Origin of the sequence: Halomonas rhizosphaerae (assembly GCF_030010555.1) — a bacterium.
Classification (GTDB): domain Bacteria; phylum Pseudomonadota; class Gammaproteobacteria; order Pseudomonadales; family Halomonadaceae; genus Halomonas; species Halomonas rhizosphaerae.
Genome location: NZ_JASCQP010000015.1, coordinates 1 through 13,909, shown reverse-complemented (window position 1 = coordinate 13,909; position 13,909 = coordinate 1). Strand labels below are relative to the sequence as shown.

14 protein-coding genes are annotated in these 13,909 nt (G+C 64.8%); 9 read left to right on the top strand and 5 right to left on the bottom strand.

The window, feature by feature from the left end; genetic code table 11:
• Nucleotides 1-166: 166 nt before the first annotated feature.
• From QLQ83_RS04285 to QLQ83_RS04275, 3 genes are all read right to left on the bottom strand, one after another.
• Nucleotides 167-1,177, bottom strand: a complete 1,011-nt coding sequence (locus tag QLQ83_RS04285) for a TRAP transporter substrate-binding protein (RefSeq protein ID WP_282734321.1) — start codon at nt 1,175-1,177, stop codon at nt 167-169.
• 67 nt (nt 1,178-1,244) lie between these two features.
• Nucleotides 1,245-2,216, bottom strand: a complete 972-nt coding sequence (locus QLQ83_RS04280; protein WP_282734320.1) for a PDR/VanB family oxidoreductase — start codon at nt 2,214-2,216, stop codon at nt 1,245-1,247.
• Entirely contained in the window at nt 2,213-3,271 is a 1,059-nt protein-coding gene (locus QLQ83_RS04275) for an aromatic ring-hydroxylating dioxygenase subunit alpha (protein ID WP_282734319.1), read from the bottom strand. The genes QLQ83_RS04280 and QLQ83_RS04275 overlap by 4 nt, the downstream gene beginning before the upstream one ends.
• Nucleotides 3,272-3,420: 149 nt before the next feature.
• On the opposite strand from QLQ83_RS04275, the gene QLQ83_RS04270 reads away from it, so the two are divergent.
• The 3 genes from QLQ83_RS04270 (at nt 3,421) to QLQ83_RS04260 (ending at nt 6,055) form a co-directional block, all read left to right on the top strand.
• The gene (locus tag QLQ83_RS04270; protein ID WP_282734318.1) at nt 3,421-4,125 is read left to right on the top strand and encodes a GntR family transcriptional regulator; all 705 of its coding nucleotides are present in this window, start codon (nt 3,421-3,423) and stop codon (nt 4,123-4,125) included.
• A 123-nt stretch (nt 4,126-4,248) separates the two neighbouring features.
• Nucleotides 4,249-4,776 carry a TRAP transporter small permease gene (locus tag QLQ83_RS04265; protein WP_282734317.1) on the top strand — a complete coding sequence of 176 codons (528 nt, stop codon included), beginning with the start codon at nt 4,249-4,251 and terminating at the stop codon, nt 4,774-4,776.
• Complete coding sequence (locus QLQ83_RS04260) at nt 4,766-6,055, top strand: TRAP transporter large permease (RefSeq protein WP_282734316.1); 1,290 nt, start codon at nt 4,766-4,768, stop codon at nt 6,053-6,055. Before QLQ83_RS04265 ends, QLQ83_RS04260 begins: the two co-directional genes overlap by 11 nt.
• A gap of 70 nt (nt 6,056-6,125) precedes the next feature.
• Here QLQ83_RS04260 and QLQ83_RS04255 read toward each other — a convergent pair whose 3' ends face one another.
• Complete coding sequence (locus QLQ83_RS04255; protein ID WP_282734315.1) at nt 6,126-7,019, bottom strand: helix-turn-helix domain-containing protein; 894 nt, start codon at nt 7,017-7,019, stop codon at nt 6,126-6,128.
• Nucleotides 7,020-7,179: 160 nt separating this feature from the next.
• Here QLQ83_RS04255 and pobA point away from each other — a divergent pair, with 160 nt between their 5' ends.
• Entirely contained in the window at nt 7,180-8,364 is a 1,185-nt protein-coding gene (gene pobA / locus QLQ83_RS04250) for a 4-hydroxybenzoate 3-monooxygenase (RefSeq protein ID WP_282734314.1), read from the top strand.
• A 101-nt stretch (nt 8,365-8,465) separates the two neighbouring features.
• Here pobA and QLQ83_RS04245 read toward each other — a convergent pair whose 3' ends face one another.
• On the bottom strand, nt 8,466-9,368 hold the full coding sequence (locus tag QLQ83_RS04245; RefSeq protein WP_282734313.1) for a LysR family transcriptional regulator: 903 nt from the start codon (nt 9,366-9,368) through the stop codon (nt 8,466-8,468).
• Nucleotides 9,369-9,473: 105 nt separating this feature from the next.
• On the opposite strand from QLQ83_RS04245, the gene QLQ83_RS04240 reads away from it, so the two are divergent.
• From QLQ83_RS04240 to benB, 5 genes are all read left to right on the top strand, one after another.
• Nucleotides 9,474-10,592, top strand: coding sequence for a muconate/chloromuconate family cycloisomerase (locus QLQ83_RS04240; RefSeq protein ID WP_282734312.1), 1,119 nt, complete (start codon nt 9,474-9,476; stop codon nt 10,590-10,592).
• 66 nt (nt 10,593-10,658) lie between these two features.
• Nucleotides 10,659-10,949 (top strand): muconolactone Delta-isomerase, encoded by a 291-nt coding sequence (gene catC / locus QLQ83_RS04235; RefSeq protein WP_106232437.1) that lies wholly within the window; start codon nt 10,659-10,661, stop codon nt 10,947-10,949.
• Nucleotides 10,950-11,014: 65 nt separating this feature from the next.
• On the top strand, nt 11,015-11,989 hold the full coding sequence (catA, locus tag QLQ83_RS04230) for a catechol 1,2-dioxygenase (RefSeq protein WP_282734310.1): 975 nt from the start codon (nt 11,015-11,017) through the stop codon (nt 11,987-11,989).
• Between the two features lie 67 nt (nt 11,990-12,056).
• Entirely contained in the window at nt 12,057-13,424 is a 1,368-nt protein-coding gene (locus QLQ83_RS04225) for a Rieske 2Fe-2S domain-containing protein (RefSeq protein WP_282734305.1), read from the top strand.
• An 11-nt stretch (nt 13,425-13,435) separates the two neighbouring features.
• On the top strand, nt 13,436-13,909 hold a 474-nt coding region (gene benB, locus QLQ83_RS04220; RefSeq protein WP_282734311.1), incomplete at its 3' end, for a benzoate 1,2-dioxygenase small subunit.

The window sequence follows — 13,909 nt, the reverse complement described above, 5'->3', positions numbered from 1 at the left end:
GGCATGCAGTTCACCCTGGAACGGGCCAGCCAGTGGCTGGCCCTCCTGTACTCCGAGGCGACTAATTTGTAGGTATCTGCAGTGAATTAAAGGACCAGATTACTCAACAGGCACCCAAAAGCGACGGACCTTTTGGGTCCGCCGCTTTCCAGTAGGGGGGCAGCTGTCAGGCTTCGCACTCTTCCTTCAACTGCATTGCTCGCGCATAGACGTCCTCGGCGTCGCCGCCGACTTCCTCCAGATAGCGGTCGATGGTCTCCTGAAGCACGGGACCCCAATCGTCATGCTCGAGCGGGTCGTCGATAACCAGAAACTCGTGGCCAGCGTCCTTGGCATCCTGACGGCCCTGGGTGATCAGCTCGTCATAGACCGCGGCAGCCTTCAGCGACCACTCCATGCCACTGTGGTCATCGATGACCTGTTTCAGATCATCAGGCAGGCTATCGTAGGTACGGCTGCTCATGGTAGCGATCAGAGACAAGTCGTAGAGCGGGATTTCGGTGTGGTACTCGGCCAATTCGTTGAGTCGGAAGGTCTTCATGCCTTCCCAGTTGAAGCTCAGCCCATCAACCACTCCACGCTGCATGGAGGTGAAGACATCCGGTGCGGGCATGCCCACCGCCTGGGCACCGAGACGCTCGAGCATATCGCCGACCACCGAGGTGGGACGACGAATGCGCATTCCCTCTAGATCAGCCGGCGACTCGATGAGCTTCTCCTTGGTATGCAGGTAGCCGGGCCCCGTGGTGAACATGAACAGCGGTCGCGTGTCGTCGTACTCACCGCCAATGTGGCTCTCATCGTAAAGTGATTGCAGGATGCACGAGCCTTGGCGACTGCTATCGGAAACACCAGGCAACTCGATGATCTGCGTTTTCGGGAAGCGGCCGGACGTATAGCCTTGGGCCGTGGCGCCCACGTCGGCGATGCCGGTAACCACGCTATGGTAGGTCTGGTCTGACTTGGCCAGCGTCTGGCTGGGATAGATTTCCACCTCGAGCTGGCCATCGGAGGCCGCCTCCACGCTCTCTCCCCAAGCTTGGAACAATTCCTTGTCGATCAGCGAGCCACCAGGCCAGACATGCGCGATCCGAAGGGTCGTGCTCGCCTCGGCTAGGGTAGTAGCGGTCAGGGTGAGAGCAATTGCACTGCTTACTGCGGTCTTGGTGAGATTCATAGGGGATCTCTCTCGTTGTGATTGTCGTATTGTTGGTTGCCATTGATGGCATGTTTGGGGCGGTATCTCAGAGATCCAGCACCAGGGTCTTGCTCTTGGCTCGTGAGCAGCAGGGAGTGAACTGGTCGTTCGCCGCATGCTCGTCATCGTCCAGGTAGAGGTCGCGGTGGTCCGGTTCGCCCTCGAGGACCCGCGTCAGGCAGGTGCCGCACACCCCCTGTTCGCAGGACACCATGACCTCGATGCCGTTGTCCGCCAGTACTTGGTGCACGGTCTTGTCGGCGGGCACCGTGAAGCTGGCACCACTGCTGGCGATCTTGACCTCGAAGCTGTCGTCCTCGCTGGTATCGGCCTCGGCGCCGGCGAAGTACTCTATATGCAGCTGGTGGCTGTCCCAGCCATGGGCCTTGCAGGTCGACAGTACGAAATCGATAAAGCCCTTCGGGCCGCAGATATAGACCAGGGTCTCGGGGTCGGGTGTGCCGATCAGCGGCTCCAGGTCGAGCTTCTGATCGGGATCACCGTCATCGAAGTGAAAGTGCACGCGGTCGGCGAATTCCCCCTGGCGAATGCGCCCGAGAAAAGCCGTGCGGTCGGGCGATCGATTGCAGTAGTGCATCTCGAAGTCGGCGTCGGTATGCGCCAGGCGTTCGGCCATGCACAGGATCGGTGTCACGCCGATACCCCCAGCGAACAGCAGGGTGCGCTTGGCGTGTTCCAGCGGGAAGTGGTTCTTGGGTGCGCTGATCTGGATCAGGTCGCCTTCCTGGATCTCGTCGTGCATGGCGATCGAGCCGCCGCGCGAGATGGGGTCGCGCAGCACGCCGATCTGATAACGATCGCGTTCCTCGGGGTGGTTGCACAGCGAGTACTGGCGAACCACCCCCGGCTTGACTTGCACATCGATATGCGCACCGGCGCCGAAGGCCGGCAGCGGCCGCCCGTGGGGGTCGGCCAGTTCGAAGGTGACGATATCCTCGGCCTCCTGGCGCTTGCTCTTGACCTCAACGATCAACGAGAGGGAGCTGGGAATGCTCATTTTGCAGCCTCCCGTGATCCGCTCGGCGTGTCGGCTTCCTCGGCCAGGATGCGGTCGATGATCCGCCGGGCCTGGACGCCGCCCCCGTCGATATTGAGCTTGAGCAACTGACGGTCGGGGTACTTGAGCAGGTTACGCTGCTGGGACTCGAGCATCTCCAGGTCCTCGGCAAAGATCTGGCCCTGCCCCTCGCGGATCTTGTCCGTGAGCGCCTCGTCCTCGGGCTTGAAGTGGCGAGCCATTCCCCAGAAGTACCAGATCGAGGTGTCGGTCTCGGGGGTGATGAAGTCGACCACGATGCTCGAGGCCTTGAGCTCGGCCGGGGCCTCGTAGCCGCCATGACCGGCATGCGCCACGCCGACGTCGATGTGCACGTGGCTGGGCGGGGTGAAGCGGCATACCTGCCAGCGGTCTACCGGCACGTCGTCGGCCAGGCCCATGCCGCGCAACGCGGCCTGCCAGAAGGGCGGTGCCGGGATTGCCTCCATGGTGCGGCTGGTGATCACCTCGTCGTCGTTGACAGTGGTCTCGGGAGCGGCTTCCTCGATCTCCGGCTGGCCGATGCTCGAGGCATGCACGTAGGTCTCGTGGGTCAGGTCCATGAGATTGTCGATCATCAGCCGATACTCACAGTTGACGTGGTAGAGACCGCCGCCATAGGCCCATTCCGGGTCGTGAGCCCAGCGCAGTTCCGGGATCAGTTCGGGATCGGCCTTGGTCGCGTTGCCGGGCCACACCCAGACAAAGCCATGGCGTTCCTCCGTGGGGTAGGCCCGAATGCTGGGGAAGCCGCGTACCCGCTGGCCGGGCATGCTGGAACACTTGCCATTGCAGGCCATCTCCAGGCCGTGGTAGCCGCACACCAGCTTGCCGTCGCGCACGAAGCCCAGCGACAGCGGGGCGCCACGGTGGGGGCAGAAGTCCTCGACGGCGGCGACCTTGCCTTCGTCCCCGCGGAAGAAGACCATCGGTTCGTTGCAGATGGTGCGGCCCAGCGGCTTGTCGTCGAACTCGTCGGGGGTGCAGGCGACATACCAAGTATTCTTGGGGAACATGAGCTTTCTCCTCTTTGTCACGGCGTTGCTGGCGTCGTTGCGTTTGGATCCAAATTAGAGACCTTTCGGGGTTTTGTGGTCAAGTTATACCTTTGTTGGATCCATTCAGGCGTGCTGATGGATCTTCAACCTCGGTATGGGGAGGTCAAGTGAGCAGTAGCGGTGGGGACAGCGTGATCAGCCGGCTTCGCAAGTTGATCAGCGACGGCGAGTATCAGCCGGGTGATCGAATCGGCGAAGTGCGCGTGGCCCAACAGCTCGGCGTGTCGCGGACGCCGGTACGACTGGCTTTTCGCACCCTGGAACAGGAGGGCTTGCTGGAGCGAGCCGGTAAGCGTGGCTTCAGGGTGCGAGAGTTCAGTGCAGCAGATGTGCTCTGTGCTGTTGAGGTGAGGGGGGTGCTTGAGGGCTTGGCCGTGCGACGCCTGGCCGAGCGAGGGTTAGACGACAGTCTGGACGAGCTCTTGAGTTTTTGGATCCAGAAAGGCCGGGAGCTGCTGGCCAAGGGACATCTGGAGGAAGTCGATGTTGGCCGATGGGGCGACATCAACCACAGTTTCCACGAGGCGCTTGTGGCCGCGGCGGGGAGTCCGGTGATCGGTGATGCCATTGCCCGCAATAACCACCTGCCATTCGCCGCCGCAGACTCCATCATCATCGATACGGAGGCGCTGGATCGCGAATATCGCAAGTTGCTTCAGGCGCAGCTGCAACACGAGCTGGTACTCCAGGCGCTTCGCTGTGGGGAGGGTGCTAGGGCCGAGATGCTGATGCGTGAGCATGCCTTCATCGGGTTGCGCTATGTTGACCTTCTCGGGATGGAGCCGGTGTCGTTATCCGGTACGGATGAGTGATCGATTGGATCCCTTACGACCAAAGTCTCTCTGCACGACGGCATAGTCTGAGTTAGTCTTCCGCTTGGTACGAACTTGTGTTCACTATGCGAACTGATGCATGCAGAATGCCGGAGGATCCTTATGCAGACGCAGTTGGAACGGGCCAGCCAGTGGCTGGCCCTCTTGTGCAAGCTGGTCGCCGGCATTGCCCTGGTGGGGCTGCTAGGGGTGACCATCGCTGATGTTGGCACCCGCTATCTGTCTCGGCTCACCGAGGGGGCCATCGCCCTGCGCGTCTCCGGCAGCGTGGAACTGGTCAGCTACCTGATGCTCTTCTCCCTGCTGGCGGCCATGGCCGCCAACGTGGAGAAGAGCCAGGTGGTGGTGGAGGCCTTCTCCCATGGCCTGTCGCCCACCATCAAGAACCGCCTGCATGGCGTCTACCTGCTTGGGTTCACGGCCCTGGGGCTGGTGCTGTTCCTGGGGCTGCTCGAGTCGGCGGCGTCGGCCACCCGGCATGGCGAGGTGACCCAGGACCTGCGAATTCCCATGGGCCCCATCTACTACGCGGCCGCCGTGCTCAGCCTGCTGCTGGGGCTGCGCAGCCTGATCCATGCCGTGCTGAATGCCGTCTTCGGTGCCGAAGGGGAGGTCTCCCATGGGGAGTGAGATGATTGGCGCCATCGGCCTGGGCCTGCTGCTGGTGTTGATGGCGCTGCGGGTACCGGTGGCGCTGACCATGCTGATCGTCGGGGTAGTGGGCTTCGCCCAGGTGATCAGCTGGAGTGCGGCCATCTCCCAGCTCAAGACCGTGCCGGTGGAGGTGCTCTCCAACTACAGCTTCAGCGCCGTACCCATGTTCATCCTGATGGGCGTGCTGGCGGCGCATTCCGGCATGGCCGGCAAGCTCTTCAACTCCGCCCGGGTGATCTGCGGCGGCTGGAAGGGGGGGCTGGCCATCGCGGCCGTAGGCTCCTGCGGCATCTTCTCGGCGATCTCCGGCTCTTCGCTGGCCACCGCCAGCACCATGACCCGGGTCGCCCTGCCGGAGATGGAGCGCTACGGCTACAACCGCGGCCTGGCCACCGGGGCACTGGCCGCCGGCGGTACCCTGGGGATCATGATTCCGCCCTCCATTGCGCTGCTGATCTACGCCATCCTCACCGAGCAGTCGGTGGGCGACATGTTCATGGCCGGCCTGGTGCCAGGGCTGATGGGGCTGGTGATGTACGCCCTGACAGTCACCGTGATGATGCACCTCAAACCCTCGCTGGCGGTGGCCGGCGAGCCCACCGCCTGGCGGGAGAAGCTGGTGTCGATGACCGGCCTGGTGCCCTTCTTCGCGGTCTTTCTGGTGATGATCCTGGGGATCTACTTCGGCGCCTTCACCCCCACCGAGGGGGCCAGCGTCGGCGCCTTCGCCACCCTGCTCTATGCACTCGCCAAGGGCATGCGCGGAGCCGAGCTGTGGCGCAGCGTGCAGGAGACCCTGGCGCTTTCCTCCGTGGTGTTCTTCATGCTGGTGGGGGCCGAGACCCTGGGCTACTTCATCTCGGTGTCGCGGATCTCCTTCTCGATCACCGACATCCTCTACGGCATGGAACTGGCGCCGATCGTGGTGGTGCTGTGCATCCTGCTGCTCTACTTCGTGCTGGGGATGTTCATGGACTCGATCGCCATGCTGGTTATCACCGTGCCGGTGGTGTTCCCGATCATCCAGTCGCTGGGCATCGACCCGGTGTGGTTCGGCATCATCACCGTGCTCACCGTGGAACTGGGCCTGATGACGCCGCCGGTGGGCATGAACGTCTTCGTGATCAAGGCCATGGCCCCCCACGTGGGGCTGGGGGAGATATTCAGGGGCGTGGCACCTTTCGTGGTCTCCGACCTGCTGCGGCTCACCCTCTTGATCCTCTTCCCGGTGCTCTCCACGATGTTTCTGATCTGATTGACTGCGTTTGGCGGTTCACCGCGCCCTCGGTACAGCAAGCCTGGCCGAGGGCGCTTTTGTATCGGGACTAAGCCTCCGGCTGGCGCCGGCGGAAGTCCCGGGGCGAGAGGCCAGTGAGTCGCTTGAAGAAGCGGGTGAAGTAGGCTGGCTCCGAGAAGCCCAGGGAGTCGGCGACCTGGCCGATGGTCATGTTGGTGTAGGTGAGCTGGCGCTTGGCCTCGAGCAGCAGGCGCTCATGGAGCAGCTGCAGGGCACTGCGGTTGGCAAGGCGCCGGCACAGCAGGTTGAGGTGGGCGCTGGTCATGCCCATCTGCTCGGCGAACCGCTCGATGCTGGGCTGCTGGCGGAACTGTCTCTCGATCAGCGCCTGGTAGTTCTGCAGGTGGGCCAGCCCTCGGTGCTGGGGTTGCGGGCGTTTCGTTGTGCCGGCAGCAGCGCGCTTGTCGACGAGGCGCGAGATCTCGATGAACAGTGCCTCGGTGAACGCCTCAAGCAGCCGCTCGCGGCCGGGTGCCGGGTGGCGATACTCCTCTCCGAGCTGGTCCACCAGGGTGGCGATGCGCCCGGCCTGCCGGGTTCCCTCGAGAGGGTATGCGGTGGCCCGGGACAGCACCTCGGCCTGGCCACCCAGGCGCTCTTCCAGCCGCTTGGCCAGGGGGCTGGCCAGTGTGATGATATGGCCCTGGGTATCCGACGAGAAATGGAAGCCATGAATGCTCATGGCTGGCACCACGATGACCAGGGGGGCGTCATGGGCGTGCAGGCTCCCCTCCAGCTCCAGGCTGACTCGGCCGGAAGACAGGTGAAGCAGGTGCAGGAGGTCGGTATGGCGATGCGGGCGGATTCTCCAGTCGTGCAGCCGGCTGCGTTCGGGAATCGATTCCCAGTGGAGCAGGTCCGGCGTCGGCCAGTGGCGTGTCTCGCCATACAGCTTGAAGACGGGGACAGCGGCGTTGGACATCGGGCCTCCGGTCAGCGCTTTACGACTAAAGTCGGCCATGCGTATTGGGATTGTCCAATTAACTCTGCCAATATTGCCTTATATGGGCGTGGGTTTCAGTGAAAAATACAATCCACATAGCGAACAGATGTTCACCACTGCCTAACAACGGAGCCTCCCCATGAAGACACAGGTCGCGATCATCGGCGCCGGTCCCTCGGGCCTGCTGCTCGGCCAGCTGCTCAGCCGCCAGGGCATCGACAACGTCATCCTCGAGCGCAAGTCCGGCGAGTACGTGCTGAGCCGTATCCGTGCCGGCGTGCTGGAGCAGGGCATGGTCGACCTGCTGCGCGAGGCGGGTGTCGACAAGCGCATGGACGAGGAGGGCGAAGTCCACGACGGCGTCGAGCTGGCCCTGGACAATCGCCGCGTGCGCGTCGACCTGGCCGGGCTCACCGGCGGCAAGACGGTGATGGTCTACGGCCAGACCGAGGTGACCCGGGACCTGATGGAGGCTCGCGAGACTACGGGCGGCACGACCCTCTACGAGGCGGACAACGTCCAGCCCCATGATCTCGAGACCGACCGCCCCTATGTCACCTTCGAGAAGGATGGCGAGACCCATCGCCTGGAGTGCGACTACGTGGCCGGCTGTGACGGCTTCCACGGCATCTCGCGCAAGTCGATCCCCGAGGGTCGCATCAAGGAGTTCGAGAAGGTCTACCCCTTCGGCTGGCTGGGCCTGCTCTCCGACACCCCGCCGGTCGCCGAGGAGCTGATCTACGCCCGCCACGAGCGTGGCTTCGCCCTGTGCAGCATGCGCTCGTCGACCCGCAGCCGTTACTACATCCAGGTGGGTCTGGACGAGAAGGTCGAGGAGTGGTCCGACGAGCGCTTCTGGGAGGAACTCAAGCGGCGGATTCCCGACGAGGTGGCCGAGAAGCTGGTCACCGGGCCTTCCATCGAGAAGAGCATCGCGCCGCTGCGCAGCTTCGTGGTCGAGCCCATGCAGTTCGGGCGCCTCTTCCTGGTGGGCGATGCCGCCCATATCGTGCCGCCCACCGGCGCCAAGGGCCTCAACCTGGCGGCCAGCGACGTCAACACCCTCTATCGGCTGATGGTGAAGGTCTACCAGGAGGGTCGCACCGACCTGATCCCCAACTACTCCGAGACCTGCCTCAAGCGCATCTGGAAGGCCGAGCGCTTCTCCTGGTGGATGACCTCCATGCTGCACAAGTTCTCCGAGGAGGAGGACTTCAATACCCGCATGCAGCAGGCCGAACTGGACTACGTGACCAACTCCGAGGCCGGACTGACCACCATCGCCGAGAACTACGTGGGCTTGCCCTACGAGTCCCTCGAGTAGCGCGACCGCTCGCGCGCATTACTTCGAGACCCGGGCCCAAGGGCCCGGGTCCTGTCGTGGGCGGTCACCGGCGGCCGGACAGACGGCATGGCGCCGGTGCCTCAGGGATAGCGCCCGCTGCGGCGGTTCTCCACCAGCACCTCGAGGATGGCGTTGGCCTCCTGCATCACGGGGGAGGGGGCCTCCCCGCGGCGGCGGCTGCAGATGACGGGGGTGGTGATGCTCCTGTCGGCGAGATAGACATAGCTGATGCCGTCGCGCTGTACGCGCTTGACCTGTTCGGGCACCAGGCTGATGCCGATCTCCGAGGCCACCAGGCCCAGCGCCGTCTGCAACTCGTTGGCTTCCTGCACCACCTCTACCTTCAGCCCCTGGCGGCGGAAGAGCCCGAGCACCATGTCGGCCATGCTGGGGCGTGGCTTGGCGGGAAACAGGATCAGCGGGTAGCGGGCGAGTTGCTCGAGGGTCGGGGTGGAGCCCTCCAGCGGATGGCCGGTCGGTAACACCGCCATCAGCGGCTCGTCGAACAGCACCTCCTGCTCCACGTCCGGGTCGTCGATCCTGAGACGACCGAAGCCCATGTCGATACGACCCGCCTTCAGGGCCTGGATCTGCTGCACCGTGGTCAGCTCGGCCAGGCTCAGCTCGATATTATCCTTTTGTCGTAAGTCGCGGACCAGCAGCGGTAGCTGGCCATAGAACACCGACGGCACGAAGCCGATGCCGAACATGACGCGCTTGCTGCGGGCCATGCGCCTTGTGGCCTCCAGGGTGGCGTCCACCTTCTCGAGTATCTGGATGGCGTGCTGCCGGAAGAACTGCCCGGTGGTGGTCAGGCGCAGGCCGCGGGAGCCTCGCTCGAACAGCTCCGCCCCGACTTCGTTCTCCAACTGCTTGATCTGTCGGGATAAAGGCGGCTGCGACATGTGCAGCCGCTCGGCGGCACAGGTCAGGTTGAGCTCCTCGGCGACCACGCAGAAGTACCTGAGATGGCGCAGTTCCATGATACCTCCTGGGTATGGCAGGGCACCCAAACAATATTGGTTCGGTCTTCCCGCTGCAATCAGACTGCCATGCAATCACCAGATTCCCGGACTTCGGAGCCCCCCATGTCATCCGTGATCGAAAGCATCGAGACGCTGCTGGTCGACCTGCCGACCATCCGCCCCCACAAGCTCTCCATGACCACCATGGCCTGCCAGACCATGGTCATCGTTCGGATGCGTCACAGCGATGGCATCGAGGGCCTCGGCGAGGGCACCACCATCGGCGGCCTGACCTATGGCCCCGAGAGTCCCGAGAGCATCAAGACCAATATCGATGCCTACCTGGCGCCGCTGCTGATCGGCCAGCCCTCGGGCAACGTCCATGCATTGCGTGCCCGGTTGAATCGCCAGGCCCGCGGCAACGCCATCGCCAAGTCAGCGCTGGAGACCGCGCTGCTCGACGCCCAGGGCAAGCGCCTGGGCCTCTCCGTGGCCGATCTGCTGGGCGGCGCCCGCCAGACCCACCTGCCGGTGCTCTGGACCCTGGCCAGCGGCGATACCCAAAAGGACATCGACGAGGCCCTGCTGCGCCTCGAGCAGCGTCGCCACTGCGACTTCAAGCTGAAGATCGGCGCCAACCCGGTGGACCAGGACGTGCGCCACGTGGCCGCCATCAAGGAGGCCCTGGGCGACCGGGCAAGCGTGCGGGTCGACGTCAACCAGGCCTGGGACGAGTCCACCGCGGTGCGCGGCATCCAGGCGCTGCAGGACGCCGGCATCGAGCTGATCGAGCAGGCCATTCCCGCCCGCGAGCATGCCGGCCTGATCCGCCTGGCCAACCGCTTCAACGTGCCGATGCTGGCCGACGAGGCGGTGCAGGACGCCCGCGACGGGCTCGACCTGGTGGCCGGCGGCTTCAGCGGGGCCTTCGCCCTCAAGATCGCCAAGTCCGGCGGGCTGCACGGCGTGCTGGAGCTGGCCCATGTGGCCCAGGCCGCCGGTATCGGCCTCTACGGCGGCACCCTGCTCGAGGGCAGCATCGGCACCACCGCCTCGCTGCACGCCTGGGCGACGCTTCCCGAGATGGCCTGGGGCACCGAGATGTTCGGCCCGCTGCTGCTCAAGGACGACATCGTCGCCGAGCCGCTCAACTACCGCGAGTTCGGTGTCGACCTGCCCCAGGGCGCGGGGCTCGGCATCACCCTGGACGAAGACAAGCTGGCCCACTACGCGCGCCGGTAAGGCCCGCTCGAAAGCGGCCGCCATCAATCGTTATCGGGCCAGTCCCGAAGAGAGGAGGAGGACATCATGCTGTTTCAGGTGGAAATGACCGTCAAGCTGCCGCCGTCCATGCCGGCGGAACAGGCCGCCGAGATCAAGGCGACCGAGAAGGCCTACTCCCAGGAGCTGCAGCGCTCCGGCAAGTGGCGCCACCTGTGGCGCGTGGCTGGCAGCTACTCGAACGTCAGCATCTTCGACGTCGAGGACAACGCCGAGCTTCAGGAGCTGGTCAGCAACCTGCCGCTCTTTCCCTACATGGAGATCAGCGTCAAGCCGCTGTGTCGCCACCCGTCCTCCATCCGCGAGGACGACGCCTGAGTCACGGATGAAGCACGCCAGTCCGCTGCGGGACTGCACCAGATAACGATCGAGGATAACCGACCATGACCGTGAAGATTTTCGACACCCCCGAGGTCCAGGACTTCCTGACCACCGTCGCCGGCTTCGACCAGGACGGCGGCAGCGAGCGCGCCAAGCAGATCATGCACCGCCTGCTCTCCGACCTGTTCCGGCTGATGGACGACTACGACGTCAGCGCCGAGGAGTTCTGGTCCGCCGTCAGCGTGCTCAACGCGCTGGGCAACGGCACCCAGTTCGGCCTGCTGGCCCCGGGACTGGGCTTCGACCACTACCTGGACATGCGCATGGACGCCGCCGACCGCGAGCGCGGCCTGCTGGGCGGTACCCCGCGCACCATCGAGGGCCCGCTCTACGTGGCCGGCGCCCCGGAGGCCGAGGGCTTCGCGCGCATGGACGACGGCAAGGACCAGGACGGCGAGACCATGTGGCTGACCGGCCAGGTGCGTGACGTCGACGGCCACCCCGTCGCCGGCGCCAAGGTCGAGATCTGGCACGCCAACTCCAAGGGCGGCTACTCCTTCTTCGACCCGACCCAGTCCGAGTACAACCTGCGCCGCAGCATCTTTACCGATGCCGAGGGCCGCTACACCGCGCGCAGCATCATCCCCTCCGGCTACGGCTGCCCGCCGGACAGCCCGACCCAGCAGGTGCTCGACCTGCTCGGCCGTCACGGCCAGCGCCCGGCGCACATCCACTACTTCATCTCCGCCCCGGGCCACAAGCACCTGACCACCCAGATCAACCTGGCCGGCGACCCCTACACCTTCGACGACTTCGCCTTCGCCACCCGCGAGGAGCTGGTGGTGCCGGCCAACCGCATCGAGGACCCGGCCGAGATCGCCCGGCGCGAGCTGGACGGCCCCTTCTCCGAGGTGGTGTTCGACATCGAGTTGGCGAAGACCGACGCCCCCGAGCTGCAGGTGCGCCACGCCCGCCCGCGGGCCAAGGAAGACGAGCAGGACCGCCACAGCCAGCTTGCCGGCACCGCCAAGGTCTGATCGGCACCCCTGACGACCTGAGAGGCCCGCCAAGAGCGGGCCCCGATAACAAACGAGGAGATGGATCATGACCACTCAGCTTGACCAACTCGAGGAACGTGTCCGCGGCGCCGTCGTCGACGACGCCGACAACGGCATCTTCCGCTGCCACCGCAGCATGTTCACCGACCCGGCCTTCTTCGACCTGGAGATGAAGCACATCTTCGAGGGCAACTGGCTGTTCCTGGCCCACGAGAGCCAGATCAGCGAGCCGGGCGACTACTACACCGTGACCATGGGCCGCCAGCCGGTGGTCATCACCCGCGACAAGCAGGGCGAGCTGCACGGCCTGATCAACGCCTGCGCCCACCGCGGCGCCACCCTGTGCCGCCGCAAGCAGGGCAACAAGGGCACTTTCACCTGCCCCTTCCACGGCTGGACCTTCAAGAACGACGGCAAGCTGCTCAAGGCCAAGAACGAGAAGAACGGCGCCTACCCGGAGGGCTTCAAGCAGGAAGGCTCCCACGACCTCAAGCGCCTGCCGCGCTTCGCCAACTACAAGGGCTTTTTGTTCGGCAGCCTGAGCGATGACGTCCCGCCGCTCGAGGAGTACCTGGGCGAGACCACCAAGGTCATCGACAACATCGTCGACCAGGCGCCGGAAGGCCTGGAGATCCTGCGTGGCACCTCGTCGTACACCTACAACGGCAACTGGAAGCTGCAGGCCGAGAACGGCGCCGACGGCTACCACGTCAGCTCGGTGCACTGGAACTACGCCTCGACCATGGAACGCCGCAACTACGACGCCGGCGGCACCAAGGCGGTGGACGCCGACGGCTGGTCGAAGAGCCAGGGCGGCTTCTACTCCTACGAGAACGGCCACATGATGCTGTGGACCCGGCTGCTCAACCCCGAGGTGCGCCCGGTCTACACCCGCAAGGACGAGATCGAGGCCGAGCTCGGCGCGGCGCGGGCCGACTCCATCGTCAACCAGACCCGCAACCTCTGCCTCTACCCCAACGTCTACCTGATGGACCAGTTCTCCACGCAGATCCGCGTGCTGCGCCCACTGTCCGTGGACAAGACCGAGGTCACCATCTACTGCTTCGCGCCCAAGGGCGAGTCCGCGGAGAACCGCCGGGTGCGCATCCGCCAGTACGAGGACTTCTTCAACGTCTCGGGCATGGGCACGCCGGACGACCTGGAGGAGTTCCGCGCCTGCCAGGACGGCTACCACGGCGCGCTGGCCGAGTGGAACGACCTCTCGCGCGGCGCCAGGCAGTGGATCGAGGGGGCCGACGAGAACGCCCAGGCGATCGACATGAAGCCGCTGCTCAGCGGGGCCTCCCCGGAAGACGAGGGCCTCTACGTGCTGCACCACAAGCACTGGGTCGAGGAGATGCTGCGCGCCATCGACAAGGAACGCAGCCAGTTTATCGCCACCGCGTCCGCCTGAGGAGAGAGACCATGAGCATCAGCTACCACGATATCCAGGCCTTCCTGTACCGCGAGGCGCGCCTGCTCGACGACCGCCAGTGGGACGCGTGGCTGGAGTGCTACCGCCAGGACGCCGAGTTCTGGATGCCGGCCTGGGACGACGACGACCAGCTGACCCGGGACCCCGAGGCCGAGATCTCGCTGATCTACTACCCGAACCGCGAGGGGCTCGAGGACCGGGTCTACCGGATCAAGACCGAGCGCAGCGGGGCGAGCACGCCGGAGCCGCGCACCACCCACCAGATCACCAACCTCGAGGTGCTGAAGGAGGAAGGCGACACGGTGGAGCTGCGCTTCAACTGGCACACCCTGAGCCACCGCTACAAGAAGACCGACAGCTACTTCGGCAGCGCCTTCTACACCCTGGACGTGTCGGGGGAGACGCCGCTGATCACCAGAAAAGTCGTGCAACTCAACAACGACTATATCCACCAGGTCATCGAC